Origin of the sequence: Cellulophaga sp. 20_2_10 (assembly GCF_023476645.1) — a bacterium.
GTDB lineage: Bacteria > Bacteroidota > Bacteroidia > Flavobacteriales > Flavobacteriaceae > Cellulophaga.
The window spans coordinates 77,953-103,978 of sequence record NZ_JAMCOJ010000002.1 but is presented as its reverse complement, the minus strand read 5'-3'; the positions used below and the strand labels follow the sequence as shown (position 1 = coordinate 103,978).

The following is a 26,026-nucleotide window of genomic DNA, read 5'->3' as shown; positions in this document are numbered from 1 at the left end:
GGTATTATTTACCAAATTTTTCTTTAACCTCGTTTAAGATAACCTTAATATCTTGCTCTTTGTCTTTAGGACAAATTAATAAAACATCTTCTTTATCTACTACAATATAATTGTCTAAGCTATCTAAAACTACAACTTTATCTTTTGCCGTACGCACTATATTACCATTAGAGTTTCTATCTAACAACTTAGCTCCAACAACAGCATTTTCAGCTTCATTCTTATCTAACTTATCATATAAAGAACCCCAAGTACCAAGATCATTCCAATCAAAAGTAGCAGGTAAAACAAATATGCTTTTAGAATGCTCCAAAATAGCATAATCTATAGATATATTCTCTGCTAAAGCATAGTTCTTAGTTATAAAATCTTTCTCCGCTGGTGTATTGTAATCATCCATTCCCGAATTAAACAATTCGTATTGTTTAGGCTGAAACGTTTTAAATGCATCAACTATTGTCTTTACACTCCACATAAAAATACCTGCGTTCCAAAGAAAATTACCTTGACTAATAAATTCTTTAGCTGTGTTATAATCTGGTTTTTCTCTAAATTGATTTACTTTTTTAATTTCTAAATCAGCATTTTTATTATACTCAATATAACCAAATCCTGTATTAGGAAAGGTCGGTTTTATACCTAATGTACATAACACATCTTCTTTCTCACACTTTGCAAAACACTGCTTTACATTATCTTCAAAAGCTTCTTCGTCTTCAATCCAATGGTCACTAGGAGCAACTATCATTACCGCATTGGGATTCTCTTTCTTAATTTTAAGGGCAGCATATAAAATACAAGGAGCAGTATTCCGCATTGCAGGCTCTAAAACTACTTGATCTTGTGTTAACATTGGCAATTGCTCTAAAACCAGGTCATTGTAACTTTCATTAGTTAGCACCAAAATATTTTCTTTTGGAATAAACTTATGGAGTCTATTAAACGTTTTCTGAATTAAAGTATAACCAGACCCTAACATATCATGAAACTGCTTAGGGTATTCAGCAGTACTTACAGGCCAAAACCTAGACCCAATACCGCCAGCCATTATAACTGCGTAATAATTTTTGTTCATGTTATTAATCTTTTATAAGTTCTACTTCTGCATTAGGTTGAAAAACATACGTTCTACCACTAGATATTTCAACACACTCATATCTCTTTATTTTCCTTGCTCCCTTTTTAAATAACTTACCGTTGTGAATTCTAAACACACTACCTATTGGTAACTCAAAAATATATGTTTTATTTGACTCAGGATCAAATTGTTTTAATGCTAACGATAACTTAGCATCTGTATCACTGCTTGCCTTAGGATTTTTAAAATGATTAGCTATAACCGGCAATACCTTTGTTGGAAATATTTCTGGTCTTATAAATGGTAACATTAAAGATTGAAACGTTTTTTTCCACTCCATACCGTGCGGCTTAATACGTCTTCCATATTTTTCAAATGCGACTAAATGTGCAATCTCATGTATTAAGGTTATTAAAAACCTATATTTATTTAATGATGCATTTACTGTTATTTGATGCATCCCTCCTGGCAATCTTCTATAATCTCCATGACGTGTAACTCTGTCTCCCACAATTTTTAGATGCACTGCATTTACTTTTATTAAAGAAACACAAGATTGCACAGCTCTTTCTGGTAGATATTTCACAAGGGTACTCTCCATATAAACAAAAATAATAGATTCTACCTTTTACTGCTAAGGTTCACAGTTTATTTTGTAGTAAAATACAACTTTTTTAAATTATTTTTTAACGGCTTTTATAATAGTTACTCCCAACACATCAAAACAAAACTGCCTATTAAAAAAAACAGGCAGTTTTACTTCTATAATTTATGTTACAAGTTAAGGAGTACTATTACTTACTTGTAATAATTTACCGTTATACATTTTATGTCCTGTAAGCGCAAAATTTTGAATATATTCTGCCATTTCTAAGGCAGTAGTTGGCGCTGTATACCCCGGAAAAGCTTCTTCTAGCATTTCAGTCTGTACTGCTCCTAATGCCAAAACATTAAAAGATGGTCCGGTTTCCTTAAATTCTTCTGCCCAGAGCTCTGTTAATGTCACCACAGCTCCTTTACTAGAACTGTATGCAGATAAGCCCGCAAACTTAACACTACCTTGCACACCACCCATAGAACTTATAGTTACTACATGTCCGTCTTTAGGCATTTTCGGAATCACTAGTTTTGTAATACTTGCTACTCCAAAAACATTGACTTTATAAACAGCCTCAAAATCTTGAGTTGTAGTTTCTAAAAATGGTTTATTTGCTAATTTTCCGGCATTATTAATTAAAACATCTACCTGTTGCCAGTTTTCGGTAATAAAATTCTCTACCTTTTTTAAATCTTCTTCTTTTGAAATATCAAACGGAAAAGAAAAAATATTTGAATTATTTAGAGATGCTATAGGCTCGTTATTTCTAGACAATGCCAAAACTTTATGCCCATTGTTAGCAAATAGTTGCGCCATTTGATACCCTATACCTCTGCTAGATCCTGTAATTATAATATTAGCCATTAATTGTATTTTATTTCTTTTGTTTTAGCGTTTGCAATATTTTCTAATACTGGCACAAACTTATTAATTAAGCTCGCCATATGATCAAAATCCATTACATCTGGCTCATCACCTACTTTATGGTAATGGTCAAAATTTGTAAAATCGAATGTAGAATAGGTTTGTGAAGGAACATTAAACTCCTCATGAAAAGGATAATTATCAGATCTCATAAACAGTCTAAATTCGCCTGCCTTAGGTAAAAATCCCGCTATATTTTCTCCTGCATACGTATTACTTACTTCTGCCAAATTAGATTCGTTAAAACCTGTAACATATGTTACGTAATCTTTGTCTTTCATTGGTATACCTATCATTTCAAAATTTAGCATTGTATACAAATTAAGGTTTGCTTGTTTTAATTTAGCAGCAAGATGTTTAGAACCTAAAAGTCCCATTTCTTCTGCAGAGAACAAAGCAAAAATAATACTACGTTTATTGGTTTTATTCTTCCCAAAGTAACGTGCAAATTCCATAACTGCAGAAGTACCTGATGCATTATCATTAGCTCCGTTCGCTATTACATCGTCTCCATCTGCTTTAGCCTTACCTATATGATCATAATGCGCTCCTAAAATAATAAACTCATTTTTTAAAACTGGATCATTACCTTCTATATACCCAACAATATTATAAGCTACACCATTTTTTGCCTCGAAATTAGTCAATGTATCTCTGTATGACGAAAAATATGGTTTTACACCACTAGACTTAAAACTATTTTCGATAAACGTAGCTGCTTCTGCAATACCTTCAGAACCAGACATTCTTCCTTGCAGATCATCTGAAGCTAAAAAGTTAACAATTTTTTTTACACTCATTGGTGTTACGTCTACACTATGATCTACAGAGTTTTGTTGTGCTTGCGTTGTGCAAGAACCTAACATAATTATAGCTAAAAAATAAAGTGTCTTTCTCATGTTTAATTTATTTAAGCACTAAAGATAAAAAAAGCATCTCAAAATTAATGAGATGCTTTTTAATATAATTTATTAAAGTTTTTACAATTACGCTAACATTGTAACTGGATTCTCTATAAAACTTCTTAAAGTTTGTAAAAACTGAGCTCCAACTGCACCATCTACTGTTCTGTGATCGCATGCTAAAGTTAATTTCATAGTATTACCTACTACTATTTCTCCATTTTTAACAACTGGCTTTTCTACAATTGCACCTACAGATAATATTGCTGCGTTAGGTTGGTTTATGATTGATGTAAATTCTTGAATACCAAACATACCTAAATTAGACACTGTAAATGTACTGCCTTCCATTTCTGAAGGAGCAATTTTTTTAGATCTTGCTTTACCAGCTAAATCTCTTACAGAAGCACCAATTGTAGTTAAACTCATTTGATCTGCAAATTTAAGAACTGGCACAACCAATCCTTCATCTACCGCTACTGCTACCCCAACATGTATATGTTTGTTGTAACGCGTAACATCATCTTTCCAAGTTGTATTTACTTGCGGATGTTTTCTTAAAGCCATTGCACAAGCTTTTAGAACCATATCATTAAATGACACCTTAATATCTGGCAAGCTATTAATCTGAACTCTTGAAGCTATTGCATTGTCCATATCTACCTCTATTGTAAGGTAAAAATGTGGTGCTGTAAATTTAGACTGTCCAAGAACTTTAGCAATTACTTTACGCATTGAAGAGTTTTTAACATCCTCAAAACCTTCTTCACCAACTGGTGCATATATTGCAGGCTGTGATTTTGCTTCTGGAGCAGTCGCTTTTGCCGCTGTTACATTAGAAGAACTAGAAGCTGCAGAAGGAGTAAAACTCTCCACATCTTTCTTTACTATTCTTCCATTGTCACCAGAACCAGTAACATCTGCTAAGTTAACACCTTTATCTGCTGCTATTTTTTTAGCTAACGGAGAAGCAAAAATACGCTTACCATCTGTAGAAACTGCTTCTACTGGCGCTGCTTTTTCTTCTTTTTTAGTTTCTGTTTTAGGAGCATCTGAAGTTGGTTTTGACGCAGGAGCATTACCAGCACTAAGTACAGCATTTACATCTGTTCCTTCTGGTCCTATAACTGCTAAAACTTCATCAACCGGAGAAGATTCTCCTTCTTTTATACCAACGTATAATAAAATACCTGAGTAAAAAGACTCAAATTCCATTGTTGCTTTGTCAGTTTCAATTTCAGCAAGAATATCTCCTTCTTCAACTTTATCACCAACATTTTTTAACCAAGCAGCAACTGTACCTTCTTCCATAGTATCACTAAGGCGAGGCATTTTTATTACTTCTACCCCTTCCGGAATAGCAGCTGACGTAGAAGTTTCTGCTACAGGTGCAGCAGTTTCTTCTTCCTTTTCCTCTTTAGCCTCTTCATTGGTTACAGCTGAAGCATCTCCTGATAACAATCCAGAAATATCTTCACCTTCATCACCAATAATAGCTAAAAGAGAATCTACAGGAGCGGTATCACCTTCTTGTATCCCTATATGTAAAAGAACACCTTCATTAAAAGACTCAAACTCCATTGTAGCTTTGTCTGTTTCAATTTCAGCAAGAATGTCTCCTTCTTCAACTTTATCACCAACATTTTTAAGCCAAGCAGCAACAGTACCTTCTTCCATGGTATCGCTAAGTCTTGGCATATTTACTATAATTGCCATTTTTTATAATTTATGTTGTACAAATGGAAAATCTTTTTGCTCGTAAACCATATCGTATAATTGACTTACTGGTGGGTAATCAGAACTTTCTGCAAACTCCTCACACTCCTTAACCATACGCTTAACTTCTTTGCCCATTTCAGCAATTTCATCTTCTGTAGCGTATTTTTTATCTCTTATAACCTCTAAAACCTGCGTAATAGGATCTATTTTCTTGTACTCTTCTACTTCTGCTTTAGTTCTGTAGTGTTGTGCATCTGACATAGAGTGACCTCTATAACGGTATGTCTTTATCTCTAAGAAAGTTGGTCCTCCTCCAGATCTTGCTCTTTCTACTGCTTTACTTACCTCTTCTGCAACAGTTACGGGGTTCATACCCTCTACTGCCTTACAAGGCATCTCGTAACCCAAACCTAGTTTCCAAATTTCTGTAGAATGAGATGTTCTTGCAACAGATGTACCCATCGCATATCCATTGTTTTCACAAATAAAAACAACTGGTAATTGCCAAAGCATTGCTAAGTTAAATGTTTCATGTAAAGATCCTTGTCTAACAGCACCGTCTCCCATATAACAAAGGGTTACTGCGTTGTTACCTGCATATTTATCTCCAAATGCTAGACCAGCTCCCAAAGGAATTTGTCCTCCTACGATACCATGACCACCATAAAAACGGTGCTCTTTAGAAAAGATATGCATAGAACCTCCCATACCTTGAGAAGTACCTGTTACCTTACCATAAAGTTCTGCCATTACTCTTTTAGGATCTACTCCCATACCAATTGGCTGTACATGATTACGGTATGCTGTAATCATCTTATCTTTAGTAAGATCCATTGCATGTAACGACCCAGCTAAAACAGCTTCTTGTCCGTTATACAAGTGTAGAAAGCCTCTAACTTTTTGTTGAATATACACTGCAGCAAGTTTATCCTCGAACTTTCTCCAGAACAACATATCCTTGTACCAATTAAGGTAAACTTCTTTGGTTATTTTTTTCATTGAAAACTTTTTTTTTAAAAAGGTCTGTTTTACAGAGTAGCAAAAATACACATTAAATCCACTATCAAAAAAAAAATAAAGAAAAAGCACAGACAAGATGCTTAATGTTTTTTTAAATTAAATTTTTATCAGAAAATTAGCTATAAAAAAATAATTCATTAAAAAAAAGCAGTTATAAGAAAGAATTACTAAAAGCTAGCGGTAAAATATCTGAGATAGAATTACACTTTAAAACCTTACCTACCTCACCCATTAACATTAAAGAGAGTGGTTCTTTTTGTTTTTGCTCATATTCTATCATAGATTGCCTACAATTTCCACAAGGAGCCGCAGGCTCCAACACCTTATAATTTTTTGATGTAGCAGAAATTGCTACAGAAACCATTTTTACGTTTGGGTATATAGCTGCTGCTTGATAAATTGCAACACGCTCTGCGCACAAACCAGAAGGGTACGCTGCATTTTCTTGATTATTACCTACTACTATTTCTCCGTTTTCTAAAAGCACTGCCGCACCTACTAAAAAACTAGAGTATGGAGCATATGCGTTACTACGAGCGCCTACAGCTTTAAGCATAAGGTCTTTGTCTGTTTTAGACAACTCATCAATAGAGTCGTAAACAGACATATCAAAAGATATTGTTTGTTTCTTCATTTAGTCGTTTAATAATTCTTCACCTAGGTTAAAGGTAAGAGAAAAACGCAGTGTATTTTCTAAAGGGTTTTTTATTTTTGATGTAGAGAATAAATAAGATAAATCTACCTGGGTAGCTTTAAACTTAAATCCAGCTCCTAAAGAAAAGAATTTACGAGCTCCTTTTAATTCGTTTTCATTAAAATAGCCTGTACGTAACATAAATGCATTTTGAAAAGAATACTCTGCTCCTAATGCCCAAGTTACTTCTTTAATTTCTTCTCCAAAACCATCTGGGGCATCTGTAAAAGAATTAAAGGCCCCTTCTAAAAAGCTTATTTGTTGGTAACGTTCGTTATCTTGACTATCTATCTGTCCGTCTTCATTAAAATCTTGAGGAGTAGGAACTAACAATTTATTAAATTCTGTTGTTAATGATAATACATTGTCTTGATCTAAAATAAAATCAAACCCTGCACCAAATTTTAAATTACCTGGCAGAAAGTTTTCCTGTCCGTTATTATCATATGCTATTTTACTTCCTAAGTTAGAGATATTAAAACCAGCTCTCCATCTACCATCAAACTTATCATAAGCTATTTCTGGAGATCTGTAAAAACCAGAGATATCTACTGCAAAAGCTGTTGCTGCTTTAGAGTCTACACTAGGATCTAAAGGGAATTTTAAATTAGAGCTAATAAATCTACCTCCAATACCCATAGAAAATTGGGTAGATAATTTTAAAGAGTATGCACCCTCTAAAACAAATTCATTTGGTTTAACAGTAGTACCTTCTTCATCTATAGTTTGCCTAAGTTCTACTTCTCCTAGACCAAAATATCGCAAACCAAAAGCAAAAGCACTTCTATCATCTAACTTATTATAAAAACTAGCATTAAGTAAGGCTACATCTGTAACTATGTTTTCTAAATATGGTGTATAGCTTATGCCAAACCCCATTTTTTGTTCTGCAAAAGCAAATTTAGCTGCATTCCACTGCAAAGAATATGCATCTGCAGATGTTGCTACTCCCATATCCCCCATTCCAGCTGCTCTAGCATCTGCCGCAATATTTAAAAAAGGTACTGCAGTAGTAATAGATCTGTTTTCTTGGGCTTTGCCAGTGTATCCGGATATTAAAAGCGCTACGAATAGTATTTTTTTCATCATCATATGTATAATAGTGGTATTCCCTACCTTTTTATATCTAATTAGGTACAATAATTTAATTAACGCTCTTTTTTAAAATATCTTATAAATAAATAACTTTATTTTTAATGACAAACCTAAAGACTTCTAATGTACTATAAAAATAAAATCTGTTATTTCCTTATTATTAAGGATATAAGAATTTCTACTAAAAAGAATTTAAAAAATAATACTATTCTATTCTTTACTCCGTTATAGATGTGTTGAACCTTGTTTTTCTGCTAGTTTCAGTTTTTTTTAGGATATGTAAAATATTCTTAGAAAATTTGCGTTTAATAAGCCGATAGTAAGCAAAGTTTAAATAGAAAATAAGTATAGTATAACTGCAAATTAGCAGTAAAGAATAGAACTCAAGTCTTAATTATGAAAAAACAATTCATTAAAGTTGTACTCTCGTGTGCTGTTGTAGCAGGTAGCATTACAAGTTGTAAAAAATCATCTTCTTCCAAAGATGTATCTCGTGCCACAGGTTGGAAAATTAACGCCAAAGAAGGTGGTTTTCAGCACAACTCTGATTTTAAAGAACAAGTTACCGCACCCGGTCTTGTCTTTGTAGAAGGAGGTACCTTTACAAAAGGTAAAGTGCAAGATGATGTTATGCACGATTGGAATAATACGCCAACTCAGCAACACGTACAATCCTTTTATATGGATGAAACTGAAGTAACTAATAAAATGTACCTACAATTTTTAGATTACTTAAAATCTGTTTACCCTCCAGAAAACCCTAAATATGCTAACATATATAAAGGTGCTTTACCAGATACGTTAGTATGGAGAAACAGACTTGGTTTTAACGAAACTATGACTAATAACTATTTAAGACACCCTGGTTATGCAGAGTATCCTGTTGTTGGTGTTAACTGGGTGCAAGCTACTCAATTTGCGGAATGGCGTACAGACCGTGTTAACGAACTAATGCTAGAAAAAGAAGGTTTTCTTAATAACGAAGCTAAATATAAAGCCTTAAATGGTGAAGGCGGTGGTACCTTTAGTACTGAGGCTTACCTAAACAGACCAGAGTCTGTATATGGCGGACAAATAGATTCTTTACAAGGTAAAGCTCAAAAGGTGGATTCAGTTTCTACTTTTGCTAAAAGAAGTAGTGGTATAATTTTACCAGAATATAGATTACCTACAGAAACAGAATGGGAATATGCTGCACAAGCTAACCAAGGTAATAGAGAATACAATAACTATAGAGGTAGAAAAAAATATCCTTGGGATGGTGATTACACTCGTAACGGGCAACGTGTTGGTAGAGGTGATCAATTAGCCAACTTTAAACAAGGTAAAGGTGATTATGGCGGAATTGCTGGTTGGTCTGACGATGGTGCAGATATTACTAACGCAGTTATGTCTTACAAACCAAATGATTTAGGTCTTTACGATATGGCCGGTAACGTATCTGAATGGGTTGCCGATGTATACAGACCAATAGTAGATGATGAAATTAGTGATTTTAACTACTATAGAGGTAACATTTATATGAAAACAGCTATTGGCGAAGATGGTAAAGTAAACATCCTTAGAGATTCTGTTTTATATGACACCTTACCAAACGGAAAAATAGTAGCAGTTAACTTACCAGGAGAAATTAAAATGGTTCCTGTAGATGAAGAAGAAACGTACTTAAGAACAAACTTCTCTTCTAGTGACAACAGAGGTTACAGAGATGGTGAACCAGGATCTACAAGATTTTACGATAAGTTTAATGATGCAGATGGTGATGAATCTAACAAGAAATCTATGTACAACTCACCTACAAACAAGATAGAAAGAGATAGTGCTGGTAAATTTATTAGAAACTATGACAAATCTAATTATAGAACTTCTTTAATTAACAATGAAGTTAGAGTATACAAAGGTGGTTCTTGGAGAGACCGTGCATTCTGGTTAGACCCTGCACAACGTAGATACTTACCACAGTATATGGCTACAGATGATATTGGCTTTAGATGTGCAATGTCTAGAGTTGGTTCTAAGTCTAAAACTAAAAATAAGACTGCTAGAGGTAAAAAAGTAAAATAACTTACTATAACATATTTTTTAAAAAAGACTGCTCCTTAGAGCGGTCTTTTTTTTTTATATTCGCTTTATGACAATAGCACAAATCCATCAACTATTTTTAACGTATTCTACCGTTTGTACAGATACAAGAAAAATCACCAAAGACTGTATTTTTTTCGCTCTTAAAGGCGATAATTTTAATGGTAATAAATATGCCAAAGAAGCACTACAAAAAGGTGCTGCTTATGTTATTGTTGACGAAAAGAAATACGCAATATCAGATCAATTTATTTTGGTTGAAGATGTTTTACAAACTTTGCAACAACTTGGTAAATACCATAGAAAGCAATGTATAGCAAAAGTTATTGGTCTAACAGGTAGTAACGGAAAAACTACGACCAAAGAACTTATAAAAGCTGTTTTTCAAAAAAAATATAAAACCATTGCTACCGTTGGCAACTTAAACAACCATATTGGTGTTCCTTTAACTCTTTTATCTATAAAAGAAGATACGGAAATTGCAATTGTAGAAATGGGTGCTAATCACCTTAAAGAAATAGAATTTTTAAGCAACTTAGCAGAACCAGACTACGGTTATATTACTAATTTTGGAAAGGCCCATTTAGAAGGTTTTGGAAGTACAGAGGGTGTAATACAGGGCAAAAGCGAATTATACCACTACCTAACAACAAACCAAAAGCATATTTTTTTAAATGCTGATGATTCTATACAAGAAAGCAAACTTGGCAACTATATTAAAAAAATAGGGTTTAGCACAAGTAACGAGCAATACTACAAGATAGAATTAGTAAATGCAAATCCTTTTGTGACTATAAAAGTTAAGGATACCACTATAACATCTAACTTAGTTGGCGCCTATAACTTTACAAATTGTTGTGCTGCCATTTTAATGGGAAAATATTTTAATATTACGTTACCCGAAATTAAAGATGCAATAGAACGTTATGTTCCAGAAAATAATAGATCGCAAATAGTAGAACTAAACGGCCATAAAATAATACTAGATGCTTATAATGCCAACCCAACAAGTATGACGGCTGCATTAGATAATTTTAACAGCTTAAAAGCTGCCCACAAAATTGTTTTTTTAGGCGATATGTTTGAGTTGGGAAATACAGCCGCTGCAGAACACCAAGAGATTGCAGACAAGGTTACCAAAATGAATTTTACTACTTCCTTTTTAGTAGGAGAGAATTTTGCTAAAGTAAAAACTGAAGCTATACAACTTCCTAGTTTTAATGACATACCAACGTACTTAAAAGAACATCCTTTACAAGCCAACAGCTACCTTTTAATAAAAGGTTCTAGAGGTATGGCCCTAGAAAGAATTTTAGATATACTATAAAAAAAGCCTCTCTATTACAGAGAGGCTTTTTAGTTTTTATATTAATTTCAGAAAAAACATATCTAAAACTTCTATTACAATTAAGATTATAATAATCCATTCTAGCCTACTACTTTCTTTATGATCCATTATATCCTTAAACAGCTCTAGGTTTTCTTTTATAACACCTAACCGCTCGTGAATGTATCTGTACCTGTCTTTTAAGTCAAACGTCTTTTTTAACTCTAGGTTTAAATGATTTAAAGTTTCGTTATCCCAAGTTACATCTGGTGAATCAAAAATATATAAGTTTTCAGAAATCTCGTTTTTAATGTTTAAAACTCGACCTATAAATCGTTTTAACTTATTGCCAGATATATCTAATTTTCCTTTTTGCTCAAGATACTTTGTATGTTCGTTTGTTTCTCCTAAAAGTTTCTCTGTAATTTCAAAATAATTATCCAAAGCTACAGACTGCGATGCATTTAAAACTATTAAACGTATTGCTTCTGTATCAAAAGAAGGTATTATCACTTTATAAAATGATACCTCTTGCTTACCTGGTTCTATTATAACGTTAACCTCTTCAGAAAAACGTTCTTCTTTTAACCCCTTGCAAAAAGGTTTAATACCATCTAAAATTATTCTTTTCTCTTCTAAGGAATGGTTAAAAAAACCAACCATTCCGTATTGAAAGATGTACACAAACTTTTCATCACCCATCTCATAAAACAACTCGTCTCCGTCTAAAAAAAGCAGGTTCCAAGATAAATTACGTTTGCATTCTCTAATAGATATAGAGGCCGCAATTTGGTAGGCGTCTACGCTATACATAGCTAATCTTCATCTTCTTCTAAAGGTACATCTGGTATTGCATCAGGGTCATCATCATCAAAACCTTCATAATCATCTTCATCATAATTAGCCATAGTTACTTCTAACTTCTCACTAATTTTAACCAAGTACTTAGTGTCCTCTGTTAACACCTCAACGGCCTCTATACGCTCTCCTTTGGCATTAGAAAAACGAATAACATTTAGGTCATCATAACCATCAGGATACCTTTCTACTAAAAGTTTTAAAACTTCAGGTGTTAGCTTTTTAAAATCTACTATAACTCTTTTTAAATTATCCATAGTTACATCTCTAACAAGTAAGCAAAAATTAATGGCGCAACAATCGTGGCATCACTTTCTATAATAAACTTTGGCGTATCAATATCTAATTTACCCCAAGTAATTTTCTCATTTGGTACTGCTCCAGAATACGAACCATAACTTGTTGTAGAATCTGAAATCTGACAAAAATAACTCCAAAATGGAGTTTCCGGTTTTTCCATATCTTGATACAACATTGGAACAACACAGATTGGAAAATCTCCTGCAATTCCTCCTCCAATTTGAAAGAATCCAATTCCGTTTTCAGAATTATTTGTATACCAATCTGCAAGGAAAGTCATATATTCTATACCAGATTTTACCGTACTCGCTTTTAATTCGCCTTTTAAAACATAAGAAGCAAAAATATTACCCATAGTAGAATCTTCCCAACCTGGACAAATAATTGGCAAGTTCTTTTCTGCAGCTGCATACATCCAAGAATCTTTAATATCTATCTCGTAATATTGCTCTAAAACCCCAGACAATAATAATTTGTACATATATTCATGAGGTAAAAAACGCTCACCATTTGCCTCTGCATCTTTCCATATTTTTACAATATGTTCTTGAATTCTTCTAAAAGCCTCTTCTTCTGGTATACAAGTATCTGTAACTCTGTTTAGTCCTTTTTCTAATAAATCCCATTCATCTTGAGGCGTTAAATCTCTATAATTAGGCACACGTTTGTAATGAGAATGTGCTACAAGATTCATAACATCTTCCTCTAAGTTGGCTCCTGTACAAGAAACTATTTGCACTTTATCTTGACGAATCATTTCTGCAAAAATCTTTCCTAACTCTGCAGTACTCATTGCTCCTGCTAAAGAAACTAACATTTTAGACCCTTTATTTAATTGTGCTTCATACCCTTTTGCAGCGTCTACTAAAGCAGCAGCATTAAAGTGTAAAAAGTATTTTTCTATAAAATTTGTAATTGGTTTGCTCATTTTATTTTTTATTTTTTTGATAATTTTCTAACTTCGAAAATATCTGTTCTTCTATCTTTTAAATTACGTACACTACCAAATTTATTCAAGTCTTTTAACAAGTCTAAATCCACATCAGCAATTAAAATCATTTCGGTATTTGTAGTTGCTTCTGCCTTAATTCCGTTTGCAGGAAAAGAGAAATCGCAAGGTGTAAATACCATAGATTGCGCATACTGAATGTCCATATTATTTACTTTTGGCAAATTACCAACACTACCTGCAATGGCCACATAACACTCGTTTTCTATTGCTCTAGCTTGTGCACAATGGCGCACTCTAGAATATCCATTTTGAGTATCTGTTAAAAACGGAACAAACAAAATATCCATTCCTTCTTCTGCTAAAATTCTACTTAGTTCTGGAAACTCAGAATCATAACAAATTAATACCCCAATTTTACCGCAATCTGTATCAAACGTTTTTATTTCATTACCACCTTGCATTCCCCAAACCTTGGCTTCATCTGGTGTAACATGTAATTTTTCATAACGCTCTGTAGAACCATCTCTTTTACAGATATAACCAGCATTGTACAGCAATTCATCCTTAATTTCTGGCATACTACCCGTAATAATATTAATATTATACGTAATCGCTAACTCAGAAAATTTCTGAACAATTTGTGGTGTATATTTTGCTAATTCTCTAATTGCTTCCGATTCTGGCAAGTGATTATTATCGGCCATTAAAGGCGCATTAAAAAACTCTGGAAACAATGCAAAGTCAGATCTGTAAGCAGAAACTGCATCAACAAAATATTCTGCTTGTTGCATTAATTCTTCCAAATCTTTATACAAACGCATTTGCCACTGAATTAAGCCTAAACGCACCACTTTTTTCTTTGTCGCTGCTTTTTTAGATTTTTTCTCGTAGTAAATATTATCCCATTCTAACAAAACTGCAAATTCACCAGAATTCTCATCACCTTCTAAATATCCTTTTAAAATTTTTGAAGGATGAAAATCATTCGAAATTTGAAAGTTTAAAACCGGATCATGTATATCCTTACGCTTTACACTTTCTATATATTCTTTTGGTGATAAAGTTGCTGCATATTTATGATAATTAGGAATTCTACCGCCAAAAGCAATTCCTTTTAAATTTTGTTTTTCAGCCAGTTCTTTTCTATAATCATACAACCTTCTACCTAAACGTAAACCTCTGTATTCTTTTTTTATAAAAACATCTATTCCGTATAAAACATCACCATCTTCATGATGCGTATCAAAGGTATAATTGCCCGTAATATCTTCATACGTATGTTGATCGTCGAAACTATCATAATCTAATTTTATAGATAATGCACAACCCGCCAACTCTCCATTTATCTTTATTACAACCTGCCCTTCTGGAAATTTATCAATTAAAGATTTAATTTGACTCTCTCTCCAATAAGAACCTGGCATACTAGAGTATGCCTGAATCATTGCTTCTTTTAACTGCTTATAGTCAGTTAAGGTTAAATAATGAAGCTCAATGTTTTCTATATTTTTGATCATTTTATAATACTAAAAATCATCGTTATCAGCAGCATCTTTAAACTTAGATAGTTTACTAAATGGATTTGCTTTATCAGCATCATCACCATTGTCATAACTATCATCGTTAGTCGCAAATTTATAACTTAACATTTTGTAATATAATTTTGCAGCCAAAAAGTCTGATGATTTATCTGCTTTATTTGGGCAAAGCTCAACAATATCAAAACCAACAACATTTTTCTCTGTAAACACTTGTTTTAAAAACTCAAGCATCTCGTACCAAAGTAAGCCTCCTGGTTCTGGCGTACCTGTAGATGGCATTATAGAAGGATCAAAAGCATCTAAATCTAACGTAATAAATACGTTTTCTGTCATTTGATTTACAACTTTATCCATCCAATACTCATCGTTTACCATATCATGTGCAAAGAATGTTTTTTCTTCGTCCATGAATGTTTTTTCTATTGCATCCATACTACGTATACCAACTTGTAATAAGTTCGTTTGCTGACTAGCTTCATGTACAGCACAAGCATGATTACAAGTAGTACCCTCATAAGATGCTCTTAAATCTGCATGTGCATCTATATGCAATACTGTTAAGTTGCTAAAACACTCATTAAAAGCTCTAATTGTTCCTATAGATATAGAGTGCTCACCACCAAACAAGGTAACAAACTTATTACGCTTAATGTATTTTTTGGTTATTTTATGCACTGCATCTACCATAGCTTCTGGAGAACTATTTTCAGTAATTGCATCTGCAAGATATACACCTTGCTGGTATGGTTCTGTTCCTGTTTCAATATCGTACAGCTCCATATTTTCCGATGCATTTAAAAAGGCTTCTGGCCCCTTATCTGCTCCTTTTCCCCATGTACTTGTTCCGTCATAAGGAACAGGTATTAAAACTACTTTTGCGGTTTCCAATTGCGCAAACTGGTCTGGTATGCCTGCGTAATTATTTGTTGTGCTCATATCCTAAAATTTTAAGCAGATCTTCTGCCTTTTGTTGTTCACTAAATAATTTGGTTGTTATATTTCCGTCTACATCTTTATCTATTAATATATGCTTAGGGTGTGGTATTAAACAGTGTTGTAAACCGCCATAACCACCAATACTTTCTTGGTAAGCACCTGTATTAAAGAATCCAATATATAATGGTTTATCTTTTTTATATTTTGGTAAATAAATAGCGTTTGTATTTTGCTCGCTGTTGTAATAGTCATCACTATCGCAAGTTAAACCACCTAGTAAAACACGCTCGTACTCATCTTCCCATCTATTAATTGCCAACATAATAAATCTCTTATTAATTGCCCATGTATCAGGCAATGTTGTAATAAAAGAAGAATCTATCATGTTCCACTTTTCTCTATCGTTTTGTTGCTTCTGGTATAAAATTTCATAAATAGCTCCTCCAGACTCACCTACTGTAAAGCTACCAAATTCTGTAAAAATATTTGGTACATCTACATCTGCTTCATCACAAGTTAATTGAATTTGATTAATTATTTCATCAATCATATATTGATAATCATAATCAAACACCAACGAGTTTTTAATAGGAAAACCGCCTCCTATGTTTAAACTATCTAATGATGGGCATATTTTTTTCAGTTTAACATAAACCTTTAAACACTTTAAAAGTTCGTTCCAATAATATGCGTTATCTTTTATACCTGTGTTAATAAAGAAATGCAACATTTTTAATTGCACTTTATCATTATCTTTTATCTGACTTTCGTAAAAAGGAACTATGTTTTTGTACCCAATACCTAAACGAGAAGTGTAGAACTCAAACTTAGGTTCTTCTTCAGACGCTATACGTATACCTACTTTAAAATCGTCCTTAATTTCATTAGACAACAAATCTATTTCCTCGTAATTATCTATTATAGGAATACAGTTACGGTGACCTTCATTAATTAATCTAGCAATGTTAGTTACGTATTGGTCTCTCTTAAAACCGTTACAAATTACATATGTATCATCTTTAATTTTACCATCCTTTTTTAAATTTTCTACAATATCAATATCAAACGCAGAAGACGTTTCTATATGAATATCATTCTTTAATGCCTCGTGCAATACAGGCTTAAAGTGAGAACTTTTTGTACAGTAACAGTAATGGTATTTACCTTTGTATTTGTGCTTCTCCATTGCAATACCAAACCAATCTTTAGCTCTAGAAATGTTGTCAGAGATTTTTGGTAAGTATGTGAATTTCAAAGGGCTGCCATACTGCTCTACTAGTTGCTTTAGCGGTATGTCATGAAACATAAGGTTTTCACCATCTAACTTAAATTCTTCTTGTGGAAAATGATAAGTTTGGTCAATTAAATCGATATATTTAGTATTCATTAAATTATTATTTTAGTAAAATTAAAAATTTGAAGCACAAGAAAACCTTGCACCTTTTGGCACTATTTTTTGTAAAAAAATTTCTAAATACTAAACAATGATTTGACGCTCCGTGGTTGGCACGAAGAAGTAGTCATGCTGACTGCAGACTATAGAGTTGTTACCGGAAGTTAGCTTTAAAATTCGGTTTCCTATCTTATAGGTTGTTTGTGGGTATACCTTCCTAATTCCCAAAAACCCGAACATATAAACATTATACATTTATGCTCAGCTACGTGCTAAAACGCCAAAATTGTTATGTTATTTTGACAGAACAAATGAAAACAAAAAAAACGAAAAAACTAATATTCAAATAAAAAAAATGAAAAAAATAATTTTTGCTTAACATTTAAAAAACGCAACCATAGAAAACACCTCTAAAATTAAGGGCTAAAAGCATTTTAAATATCATTTCAAAAAATAAAAAAAAGATTATTTTATAAAAAACAACAAACAAATTGCATTCTATTGACACACTAACGTACATTAGTTCTGTTATTTTATAGCTTCATTTCTAAATTATATAGCTAGAGAACACAAAAAACAAACACTATAGTCACCCTCTATGAAAAATACTATTTCGCACAGAGTAGCAGATTTCTTAAAAAACTACCCTCCTTTTAATCTACTATTATTAGAAGAGTTGCAAGAATTATCTACTCAAATTTCTATAGTTTATAAAGAAAAAGATGCTATCATTTTTAATGAGAACGATGTACCACACTCTCATTTTTATATTGTACACAAAGGAGCTGTATCTTTAAATAAAACCCAAACCAGTACTATTGTAGACATCTGTGATGAGGGAGATATTTTTGGATTACGACCTTTAATTGCTAATGAAAATTACAAAATGGAAGCCAAAGCGCATGAAGAGAGTATTCTTTATGCCATACCAATAACCACTTTTAAACCTTATGCAACCAGCAATAGAGAGGTTGGTAATTTTTTAATAGACAGTTTTGCGTCTAATACAAGAAATCCCTATTCTAAAAGTCACAGAGGAACTTTATATGGCGAACCAGAAAGTACAGAAATTTACAATCCTAGTACTGAGTTATTAGATTTACAACCCGTTAAATATTCTAAAAAACTTGTTAGCTGCTCTCCTAAAACCCAAGCAAAGGTGTTAGCTGCAAAAATGACAAGTAAAAATGTTGGTGCTATTTTAGTGTTAGAAGATAAGATGCCTATTGGTATTATTACAGATAAAGATTTACGTAATAAAATTGTGACAGGCCAATTACCTATTTCTGCACCAGCTAGCGAAATAATGACATCTCCTGTAATTACTTATTCTAAAAAACTAACAATTACACAGGCACAAATGGCTATGATTAAAAGCAATATTAGTCATTTATGCTTAACCAAAGATGGTACAGTAAACTCTAAGGCAGTTGGTATATTATCTAAGCATGATGTTATGCTGGCTGTTGGTAACAACCCTACAGTTTTAATTAAGGCAATAAAAAGAGCAACTAGAACCAAAGAAATTAAACAAGTTAGAAAAGGTATAATGATGCTTCTTAGAGGCTATTTAGATCAGAATATACCAATGACGTTAATTTCTAAAATAATCTCTGAGCTTAATGATGCTTGTATTAAACAAATAATTAAAAACTCTTTAGCAAAGCTAGATACACCGCCACCTGTAACTTTTGCATGGCTTGCGTTGGGTAGTCAAGGTAGAAGTGAGCAACTTTTGCATACAGACCAAGATAATGCGTTAGTATTTGAAGATGTAGCTCCTGAAGACTTAGAGGAAACCAGAGCCTTTTTTATACATTTTGCCAAACAGGTTACACAGCGACTTAATGTTATTGGCTACGAGTACTGCCCTGCAGAGATGATGGCGTCTAACCCTAGCTGGTGTTTAAGTTTAAGCGAATGGAAAAAGAACATAACGACTTGGATTACCAATCCTGGTCCAGACGAAGTTCTATTATCCTCGATATTTTTTGATTATAATAATGTTTATGGCAATCACGATCTAGTCTCAGACCTATCAGACCATATATTTAAAACTGCAAAAAACTACCCTAGCTTCTTTTTACATTTAGCTAGTGGCGCATTACAAAATCCATCGCCAACAGGATTCTTTAGACAATTTTTAGTAGAACAAGATGGTGCAAACAAAGATTCTTTTGATATTAAAAGAAGAGCACTAATGCCCTTAACAGATGCCGCTAGAGTACTTCTTTTATCGCACTCTATAAAATCTATAAATTATACAGCAGAACGTTTTGAAAAATTAGCTGAATTAGAACCCAACAATGCAGAACTTTTTATGGCTGCTTCGTATGCTACAAAAGCGCTATTAAAATTTAGAACCAAACAAGGTCTAGCTCACAACGATTCTGGCAGATATATATCCTTAAGTAAGCTTACAAAAGCAGAAAAAATTAAACTAAAACGGACCTTTAGGACTATTAAAGAAATTCAAGAATTGGTGTATATTAGATTTAAAGTATCAAACTTATTAAGATGAGAAACTTCTTTAAAAAAAGTAAGTTAGACTTACCAGACTATTGGCGTAGTTATGAAAATCTTTTTGATGCTAAGCTCCCAGAAAAAATAGAAGATATAACCTTTGTTGTTCTAGATACAGAAACTACTGGTTTTAGTTATGAAGAAGATCGCATGCTTTGTATTGGCGCATTAAAACTTAAGAATAATGATATTAATGTAGGCGATAGTTTTGAGGTGTTTATACATCAAGATCACTACAACCAACAAACTGCAGAGATACACGGAATTTTAAAAGAAGGTAAAGCCACTAGGTTAGAAGAATTAGAAACTTTAAAATTATTTCTAGCGTACTTAGGAAATAGTGTTATTGTAGCTCATCACGCAGGTTTTGATGTTACTTTTATAAATACAGCTCTAGAACGTTATAGTTTACCTAAGCTTAAAAACAAAATACTAGACACATCTACTCTGTATAAAAAAACACTTATACGCTCTAATTTATTAGTGAAAAAAGAGCATTACTCTTTAGATGAATTGGCAGAAAAGTTTAATCTTTCTGTAAAAGACAGACATACTGCTCTTGGTGATGCCTATATTACTGCGATCGCCTTTCTAAAGATTTTATCAAAATTAAAAGAGAAAAATATTTCTACTTTAAAACAGTTGTTGCGAATTTACTAGGCATAATTATAACTAAAAAAAGCACCAAAACCTATGCAAGGATTTAGTGCTTTTCCATTTTTAAAAATAGTTTCCCTATTCTTCTAAACTCATTGCCATTTCGTGATCGTATTTACAACAAGCAGGTAATTCTTTGTAAGCGTCTTCACGACCTACAGATTTATCAGTATCGTAACCAGAAGCCGCTATAGCATTATGCAAAGCAGTTTCATTTGTTTTATCACCATTAAAAGCTACCGTAATTTGTTTCTTTTTTACATCCCAGTTTGCACTAGAAACTCCATCTACGGACTTTGCGGCTTTTTCTATAGTACTTTTACACATACCACAGTTGCCACGCACACCAAAAGTAGCTTTAGTCGTAGCTAATTCATTTTCTACGGCCACTGTTGTAGTTTCATTAGCTTCCTCTGTTGGTTGCTTTGCTTCGTTTTTACAACTTGCAAAGGCTAACACACTTAATACAGTTATACTCAAAATCATCTTTTTCATAATAGTTAATTATTTAGTTGTTACTATAATTGTTTTTGTATTCTTATTCTATAATTTTACTAATTTCACCACAATTAAGCATTGCTTTTCCAAAATATGGATTAACAATACTTTCTTCTTTACTTAACCAAAAAGCACCTTTATTACTGTCTGCCATTGGACAAAAATGGCTGTATATTTTTTTATTAACTCCAAAAACTTCTATAGCACTTAATAGTTTTGCTGATATATTTTGAAAATGTTTACGTTGTTCTTTTATATCTTCTGATGCTACAAAAAGTTCTGTTTCTTGTTTTATAGGACTGATAAATAATTCTCCTTCTTTAAGAGCATCTTCAGTTTTTAAAAGCTTCAAATTTACTTTTTCTATTTGTTTAAGCATTGCTTTTGCATTCTTGCTTGATGCTATTGTACTCTCATTAACTAAATCATCCTTTACTAAAATATAAGATTCCAAAACAGCTGCTAGCTGAGCCTGAAAATCTTCAGACACTTTAATTCTCACGTTTTTAGCCCCTTTATTAGATTGCATTTTCATATGGCCTTCGTGGCCCGTAGTTGCTTTTCCGCCCGACTTATTCATCATAGATTTTTTTCCTTGTAGTTGTGCCGCAGCATCTACAGTAAAAGCTCCATTGGTTACCACCTCATCTCCATTATCTAATCCGCTTATAACCTGGTAATTATCTCCAATTTTAGCACCAAGTTCAATTTCTTTCATTTCAAAAACGGGTTCGTTAGCGGTAGCTTTTGTATATACCACGGAACGCTTACCTGTCCACAAAACTGCCGATGCAGGTACAACTACAACCTGTTTTGTTGTCTCTGTACCTGTTTGTATTTTACCTTCTACAAACATTCCCGGCTTAAACACATTGTCTTTATTACTTAGAACAGTCCTAAGTATTACTGTTCTGGTTTGCGAATTTAAAATAGGGTCTATATAAGACACCTTTGCATTAAAAAATTTATCGGGATATGCCTTGGTTACTACTTTAATATTTTGACCTTTTTTAAATAATGAAATTTGATTTTCGTATACATCAAAATTTGCCCAAACCGTATTTAAGTTAGATACTTTAAAAATAGGTTTACCATCCATAATATGGGCCCCATCACTCACAGCAATTTCTGTTACCACACCAGACACGTGAGAATATATTGTGAAACTAGTTTTTACATTACCTGTTTTTACAACCTCTTCTAATTGTGACCCGTGTACTTTCCAATTTTTAAATTTTGCTTGTACAGCTTTGTATAATTGTGGTTGTGATGCTCTTAATTTATATGCCGTAATTAGCTCTTGTTGCGCTGCAATTAACTCGGGTGAATATATTTTAGCAACAGCCTGTCCTCTACTCACTTTTTCACCTAGAGAGGTAACATATAACTTTTCTATTCTACCATTAAAATGAGCTGGTTGTATAGCCGTCTCATCATCATTAATTACAACCTTACCAGATAGCGTTATACCATCATTGTTATCTGCACTACTTTGTCCAACAACTGTGGTTTGTATATTAGCTAAAGCCATTGCATTTTTTGTCAGCTTAAATTGATCTGCTAACAAACCTTCTGCACTAGTTTCTGCAGGAATTAAATCCATACCACAAATAGGACAATCGCCAGCTTCTGGTTGCATAATCTGTGGATGCATAGAGCACGTCCACATTTCATTAACCATTGAAGTTTCATTATGGTTATGATTATCTTTAGTTTTTTGTACTTCCATTGTTCCGCCAAAAAAAAGTTTTCCCAACAAAAGCCCCACAACTAAAATAACCGCATACACTAGATATTTTTTCATCATCTATATTTTTATATTTTTTAATCGCAATGCATTTGCAATTACAGAAACTGAACTAAAACTCATAGCCAAAGCAGCTATCATTGGAGATAATAACAACCCAAAAACAGGATATAAAACACCTGCAGCAATTGGCACACCAATAGTATTATAGATTAGCGCAAAGAATAAGTTTTGCTTAATATTTTTAAGTACTGCATCACTTAAATTATGCGCTTTAACTATACCGTGTAAATCTCCTTTTACAAGTGTAATCATTGCGCTCTCTATAGCAACATCTGTACCTGTGCCCATTGCTATACCAACGCTACTTTTTGCTAAAGCAGGTGCATCATTAATTCCATCACCAGCCATAGCTACTATTTTACCTTGCTTTTGTAGTTTTTCAACTTCTTCTAACTTGTTTTGTGGTAACATACCAGCTTTAAAAGAGGTTAAATTAAGTGCGTCTGCTACAGCCTTTGCTGTGTCATAATTATCACCTGTAAGCATAATTACAGCAATGCCTCTATCTTGTAATTCTTTAATAGCTTTAGCACTGGTTTCTTTAATTTTATCTGCTATAACAACATAGCCAATAATAGAAGTCTCTATTGCTACGTAAGAAACTGTTTTTCCTTGTTTTTGAAACACTTGAACTTCTTCTTTCATTGAAGGAGAAATAGCAGCATTGGCAAACTCCATCATTTTAGCATTACCTAGGCTTATTTTTTTAGCGGCTACAACACCTTCTACTCCTTTTCCTGTTACCGCATTAAATTCATCTACCTTTAAAACTGTAACACCTTTTTCTTTACCATAATTTACAGTTGCCTCTGCTAAAGGGTGCTCACTAGAACTATTTAAAGAAGCGATATACTGTGTAATTTTATCTGTGGTAAAATCAGCCGAAAAACCACCTACTTTTTCTACTGTAGGTTTCCCCTCTGTAATGGTTCCTGTTTTGTCTACAATTAATGTATCTACCTTATTCATTAATTCTAAAGCCTCTGCATTTTTAATTAAAACACCATTTTGTGCTCCTTTACCAACGCCTACCATAATAGACATTGGCGTTGCTAAACCCAACGCACAAGGGCACGCGATAATTAAAACCGCAATAGCATTTACCAATGCAAAAACATAAGCTGGATCTGGACCAAAAACTGCCCAAACTATAAATGTAACTATAGAAATAAATACTACAATTGGCACAAAATAACCAGATACTTTATCTGCTAATTTCTGAATTGGCGCTCTACTACGACTAGCATCATTCACCATTTTTACAATCTGAGAAAGCAATGTATCTGCACCCACTTTTTCTGCTTGCATTAAAAAAGATTGATTACCGTTCATAGTTCCACTGCTAACCTCATCTTTTACTGTTTTACTTACAGCAATTGGTTCACCAGAAATCATAGATTCATCTACCGTCGTTTTCCCTTCTGTAATAAAACCGTCTACCGGTATTTTTTCACCTGGTTTAACTCTTAAAATATCGCCTTTAACAACGGCATTTATAGAAACCTCTTCTTCTACTCCGTTTACAACTTTAACTGCTTTGTTAGGTGCTAATTTAAGTAACTCTTTTACTGCTGCATTTGTTTTACTATGCGCACGTGCCTCTAACACTTGCCCCATTAAAACCAACGTTAATATTACCGTAGCAGCCTCAAAATAAACGTGTACTGCACCGCTTTCTGTTTTAAACTCGGCCGGAAAGAAATCTGGGACTAGTAAGCCAAACACACTAAACAACCAAGCTACACCTGCACCAATGCCTATAAGCGTAAACATATTTAAATTCCACGTCTTTACACTTCTGTAAGCACGCTCAAAAAACATCCAAGTTGCGTAAAAAACAACAGGAATAGAAAGTACTAATTGCACCCAATTCCAATATTTCTGGTCCAGAATAGTGTACAATGGGTTGTTCGGAAGCATCTCGCTCATTGCTATTAAAAAAACAGGCAATGTAAACCCTAATGCAATCCAAAACTTACGAATTAGCTTGTTATATGTTTTTTCTTCAGCAGAAAGACTAGGCTTCATTGGCACTAAATCCATACCACAAATAGGACAATCGCCAGGTTCGTCTTTTACAACCTCTGGGTGCATAGGGCACGTATATTGTTGTTCTGCAACAGCGTTTAAATTCTGTTCCTCTACCAAGTCCATACCGCACACTGGACAGTCGCCAGCCTTATCATATGTTTTATCTTCTTCACAATGCATTGGGCAATAAAAAACACCTGTTCCTTGCCCTTTGGGTTGCGCTTCCTTTTTAGGAGTATGCACGTGCTCACCTAAATTATGTATACTATATCTACCGCCATCGTTTTTTAATGCTTCTGCTAAAGTTTCTAATGCTATATGAGATTCCATTTCTATAATAGCTTCAGCTTTTTCTAAATTAACCGCAGCATTAGTTACTCCGTCTATATTAGAAAGTGTTTTTTCTACGTGGCCACGACAACCATTACAAGTCATTCCGTGTATGTGATATGTATGTTTCATTCTGTCTTCTTTTTATACTACAAAATTAAATAAATGCTTCTTCTTTGGTTTTCACAATTCCGATTCTTATTTATACAATTCTGTCTAATGTCTTTCTATCCCAACTTCCTAGGCTTTTATAATTGCTCATAGACATTCCTGTAACAGCCTTAAACTGTCGCGCTAAATGGCTGCTTGTTTTATAATTTAAGCTATAAGCTATTTCAGAAAAATTTAATTGCCCTAATTGTATGTGTTCTTTTACTTTTTCAATTTTTAGGTTGATGGTATATTTCTCCAAGGTTAACCCTTCAGATTTACTAAAAAGTTTACTTAGAGCGGCTTCTGTTTTACTAAATTTCACTGCTAATGCCTGAAACAAATTCGCTGTTTCTCCTATTTCAATTTTATGAATTATAGCAACCTTTATTTTTTCTATTAAAGCATCATTATCATTCTCTATAATTTCAAAACCAGCTTTTTCAAGAGCATAGCTTAAATTACCAAACTCACTTTTTAGCCCTTTAATGGCTACAACCTCCCCTAATTTTAAAGATTCCACAGTGTAATCTTCAGTTTTAAAAATATTTAAAACCGATACTATACAGCGATTACAAACCATATTTTTTATATAGATAGTTTCCATT

General features: G+C 33.2%; 22 protein-coding genes. 4 read left to right on the top strand and 18 right to left on the bottom strand.

The features are described from left to right. Nucleotides 1-4: 4 nt before the first annotated feature. The 8 genes from M4I21_RS04290 to porV all read right to left on the bottom strand — a co-directional run bounded on the left by M4I21_RS04290 (nt 5) and on the right by porV (nt 8,021). Nucleotides 5-1,075, bottom strand: a complete 1,071-nt coding sequence (locus M4I21_RS04290) for a mannose-1-phosphate guanylyltransferase (RefSeq protein WP_249557896.1) — start codon at nt 1,073-1,075, stop codon at nt 5-7. Nucleotides 1,076-1,079: 4 nt separating this feature from the next. Beyond that, nucleotides 1,080-1,679 (bottom strand): SprT-like domain-containing protein, encoded by a 600-nt coding sequence (locus tag M4I21_RS04285; RefSeq protein WP_249557895.1) that lies wholly within the window; start codon nt 1,677-1,679, stop codon nt 1,080-1,082. Between the two features lie 180 nt (nt 1,680-1,859). Next, the gene (locus M4I21_RS04280) at nt 1,860-2,540 is read right to left on the bottom strand and encodes an SDR family NAD(P)-dependent oxidoreductase (RefSeq protein WP_249557894.1); all 681 of its coding nucleotides are present in this window, start codon (nt 2,538-2,540) and stop codon (nt 1,860-1,862) included. Then, the gene (locus M4I21_RS04275; RefSeq protein ID WP_249557893.1) at nt 2,540-3,499 is read right to left on the bottom strand and encodes a M28 family metallopeptidase; all 960 of its coding nucleotides are present in this window, start codon (nt 3,497-3,499) and stop codon (nt 2,540-2,542) included. The genes M4I21_RS04280 and M4I21_RS04275 overlap by 1 nt, the downstream gene beginning before the upstream one ends. A gap of 87 nt (nt 3,500-3,586) precedes the next feature. Next, on the bottom strand, nt 3,587-5,218 hold the full coding sequence (locus M4I21_RS04270) for a dihydrolipoyl dehydrogenase family protein (protein ID WP_249557892.1): 1,632 nt from the start codon (nt 5,216-5,218) through the stop codon (nt 3,587-3,589). A 3-nt stretch (nt 5,219-5,221) separates the two neighbouring features. Continuing rightward, nucleotides 5,222-6,220, bottom strand: coding sequence for a pyruvate dehydrogenase (acetyl-transferring) E1 component subunit alpha (pdhA, locus tag M4I21_RS04265; protein ID WP_249557891.1), 999 nt, complete (start codon nt 6,218-6,220; stop codon nt 5,222-5,224). Nucleotides 6,221-6,392: 172 nt separating this feature from the next. Continuing rightward, a complete protein-coding gene (locus M4I21_RS04260) occupies nt 6,393-6,875 on the bottom strand; it encodes a cytidine deaminase (protein ID WP_249557890.1) in 483 nt (160 codons plus the stop codon). Next, nucleotides 6,876-8,021 carry a type IX secretion system outer membrane channel protein PorV gene (porV, locus tag M4I21_RS04255; RefSeq protein WP_249558281.1) on the bottom strand — a complete coding sequence of 382 codons (1,146 nt, stop codon included), beginning with the start codon at nt 8,019-8,021 and terminating at the stop codon, nt 6,876-6,878. It lies immediately after the preceding gene. Nucleotides 8,022-8,426: 405 nt separating this feature from the next. On the opposite strand from porV, the gene gldJ reads away from it, so the two are divergent. Further along, nucleotides 8,427-10,094: a gliding motility lipoprotein GldJ gene (gene gldJ / locus M4I21_RS04250; protein ID WP_249557889.1), complete on the top strand. Its 1,668-nt coding sequence runs from the start codon at nt 8,427-8,429 to the stop codon at nt 10,092-10,094. Nucleotides 10,095-10,161: 67 nt separating this feature from the next. Next, nucleotides 10,162-11,439 carry a UDP-N-acetylmuramoyl-tripeptide--D-alanyl-D-alanine ligase gene (locus tag M4I21_RS04245; protein WP_249557888.1) on the top strand — a complete coding sequence of 426 codons (1,278 nt, stop codon included), beginning with the start codon at nt 10,162-10,164 and terminating at the stop codon, nt 11,437-11,439. Nucleotides 11,440-11,475: 36 nt separating this feature from the next. Here M4I21_RS04245 and M4I21_RS04240 read toward each other — a convergent pair whose 3' ends face one another. Genes M4I21_RS04240 through M4I21_RS04215 form a run of 6 tightly spaced genes read right to left on the bottom strand, consistent with a single transcriptional unit; the run spans nt 11,476 to nt 17,413 of the window. Continuing rightward, the gene (locus M4I21_RS04240; RefSeq protein WP_249557887.1) at nt 11,476-12,252 is read right to left on the bottom strand and encodes an RMD1 family protein; all 777 of its coding nucleotides are present in this window, start codon (nt 12,250-12,252) and stop codon (nt 11,476-11,478) included. A gap of 2 nt (nt 12,253-12,254) precedes the next feature. Further along, the gene (locus tag M4I21_RS04235; RefSeq protein ID WP_249557886.1) at nt 12,255-12,554 is read right to left on the bottom strand and encodes a hypothetical protein; all 300 of its coding nucleotides are present in this window, start codon (nt 12,552-12,554) and stop codon (nt 12,255-12,257) included. A 2-nt stretch (nt 12,555-12,556) separates the two neighbouring features. Beyond that, nucleotides 12,557-13,525, bottom strand: coding sequence for a deoxyhypusine synthase family protein (locus tag M4I21_RS04230; RefSeq protein WP_249557885.1), 969 nt, complete (start codon nt 13,523-13,525; stop codon nt 12,557-12,559). Nucleotides 13,526-13,533: 8 nt separating this feature from the next. Further along, nucleotides 13,534-15,066 (bottom strand): bifunctional GNAT family N-acetyltransferase/carbon-nitrogen hydrolase family protein, encoded by a 1,533-nt coding sequence (locus M4I21_RS04225; protein WP_249557884.1) that lies wholly within the window; start codon nt 15,064-15,066, stop codon nt 13,534-13,536. 9 nt (nt 15,067-15,075) lie between these two features. Then, entirely contained in the window at nt 15,076-16,026 is a 951-nt protein-coding gene (speB, locus tag M4I21_RS04220) for an agmatinase (protein WP_249557883.1), read from the bottom strand. Continuing rightward, the gene (locus M4I21_RS04215) at nt 16,010-17,413 is read right to left on the bottom strand and encodes an arginine decarboxylase (protein WP_249557882.1); all 1,404 of its coding nucleotides are present in this window, start codon (nt 17,411-17,413) and stop codon (nt 16,010-16,012) included. Before M4I21_RS04215 ends, speB begins: the two co-directional genes overlap by 17 nt. A 604-nt stretch (nt 17,414-18,017) precedes the next feature. On the opposite strand from M4I21_RS04215, the gene M4I21_RS04210 reads away from it, so the two are divergent. Next, nucleotides 18,018-19,940 carry a DUF294 nucleotidyltransferase-like domain-containing protein gene (locus tag M4I21_RS04210; protein ID WP_249557881.1) on the top strand — a complete coding sequence of 641 codons (1,923 nt, stop codon included), beginning with the start codon at nt 18,018-18,020 and terminating at the stop codon, nt 19,938-19,940. Further along, a complete protein-coding gene (locus tag M4I21_RS04205) occupies nt 19,937-20,602 on the top strand; it encodes a 3'-5' exonuclease (RefSeq protein ID WP_249557880.1) in 666 nt (221 codons plus the stop codon). The genes M4I21_RS04210 and M4I21_RS04205 overlap by 4 nt, the downstream gene beginning before the upstream one ends. A 75-nt stretch (nt 20,603-20,677) precedes the next feature. Here the strand turns inward: M4I21_RS04205 and M4I21_RS04200 are convergent, their stop codons facing one another. From M4I21_RS04200 to M4I21_RS04185, 4 genes are all read right to left on the bottom strand, one after another. Further along, nucleotides 20,678-21,094: a heavy-metal-associated domain-containing protein gene (locus tag M4I21_RS04200; RefSeq protein ID WP_249557879.1), complete on the bottom strand. Its 417-nt coding sequence runs from the start codon at nt 21,092-21,094 to the stop codon at nt 20,678-20,680. Between the two features lie 43 nt (nt 21,095-21,137). Further along, a complete protein-coding gene (locus M4I21_RS04195) occupies nt 21,138-22,901 on the bottom strand; it encodes an efflux RND transporter periplasmic adaptor subunit (RefSeq protein WP_249558280.1) in 1,764 nt (587 codons plus the stop codon). A 3-nt stretch (nt 22,902-22,904) separates the two neighbouring features. Next, nucleotides 22,905-25,400, bottom strand: coding sequence for a heavy metal translocating P-type ATPase (locus M4I21_RS04190; RefSeq protein ID WP_249557878.1), 2,496 nt, complete (start codon nt 25,398-25,400; stop codon nt 22,905-22,907). Nucleotides 25,401-25,470: 70 nt separating this feature from the next. Beyond that, nucleotides 25,471-26,025, bottom strand: a complete 555-nt coding sequence (locus M4I21_RS04185; protein ID WP_249557877.1) for a helix-turn-helix domain-containing protein — start codon at nt 26,023-26,025, stop codon at nt 25,471-25,473. Nucleotide 26,026: the final 1 nt, after the last annotated feature.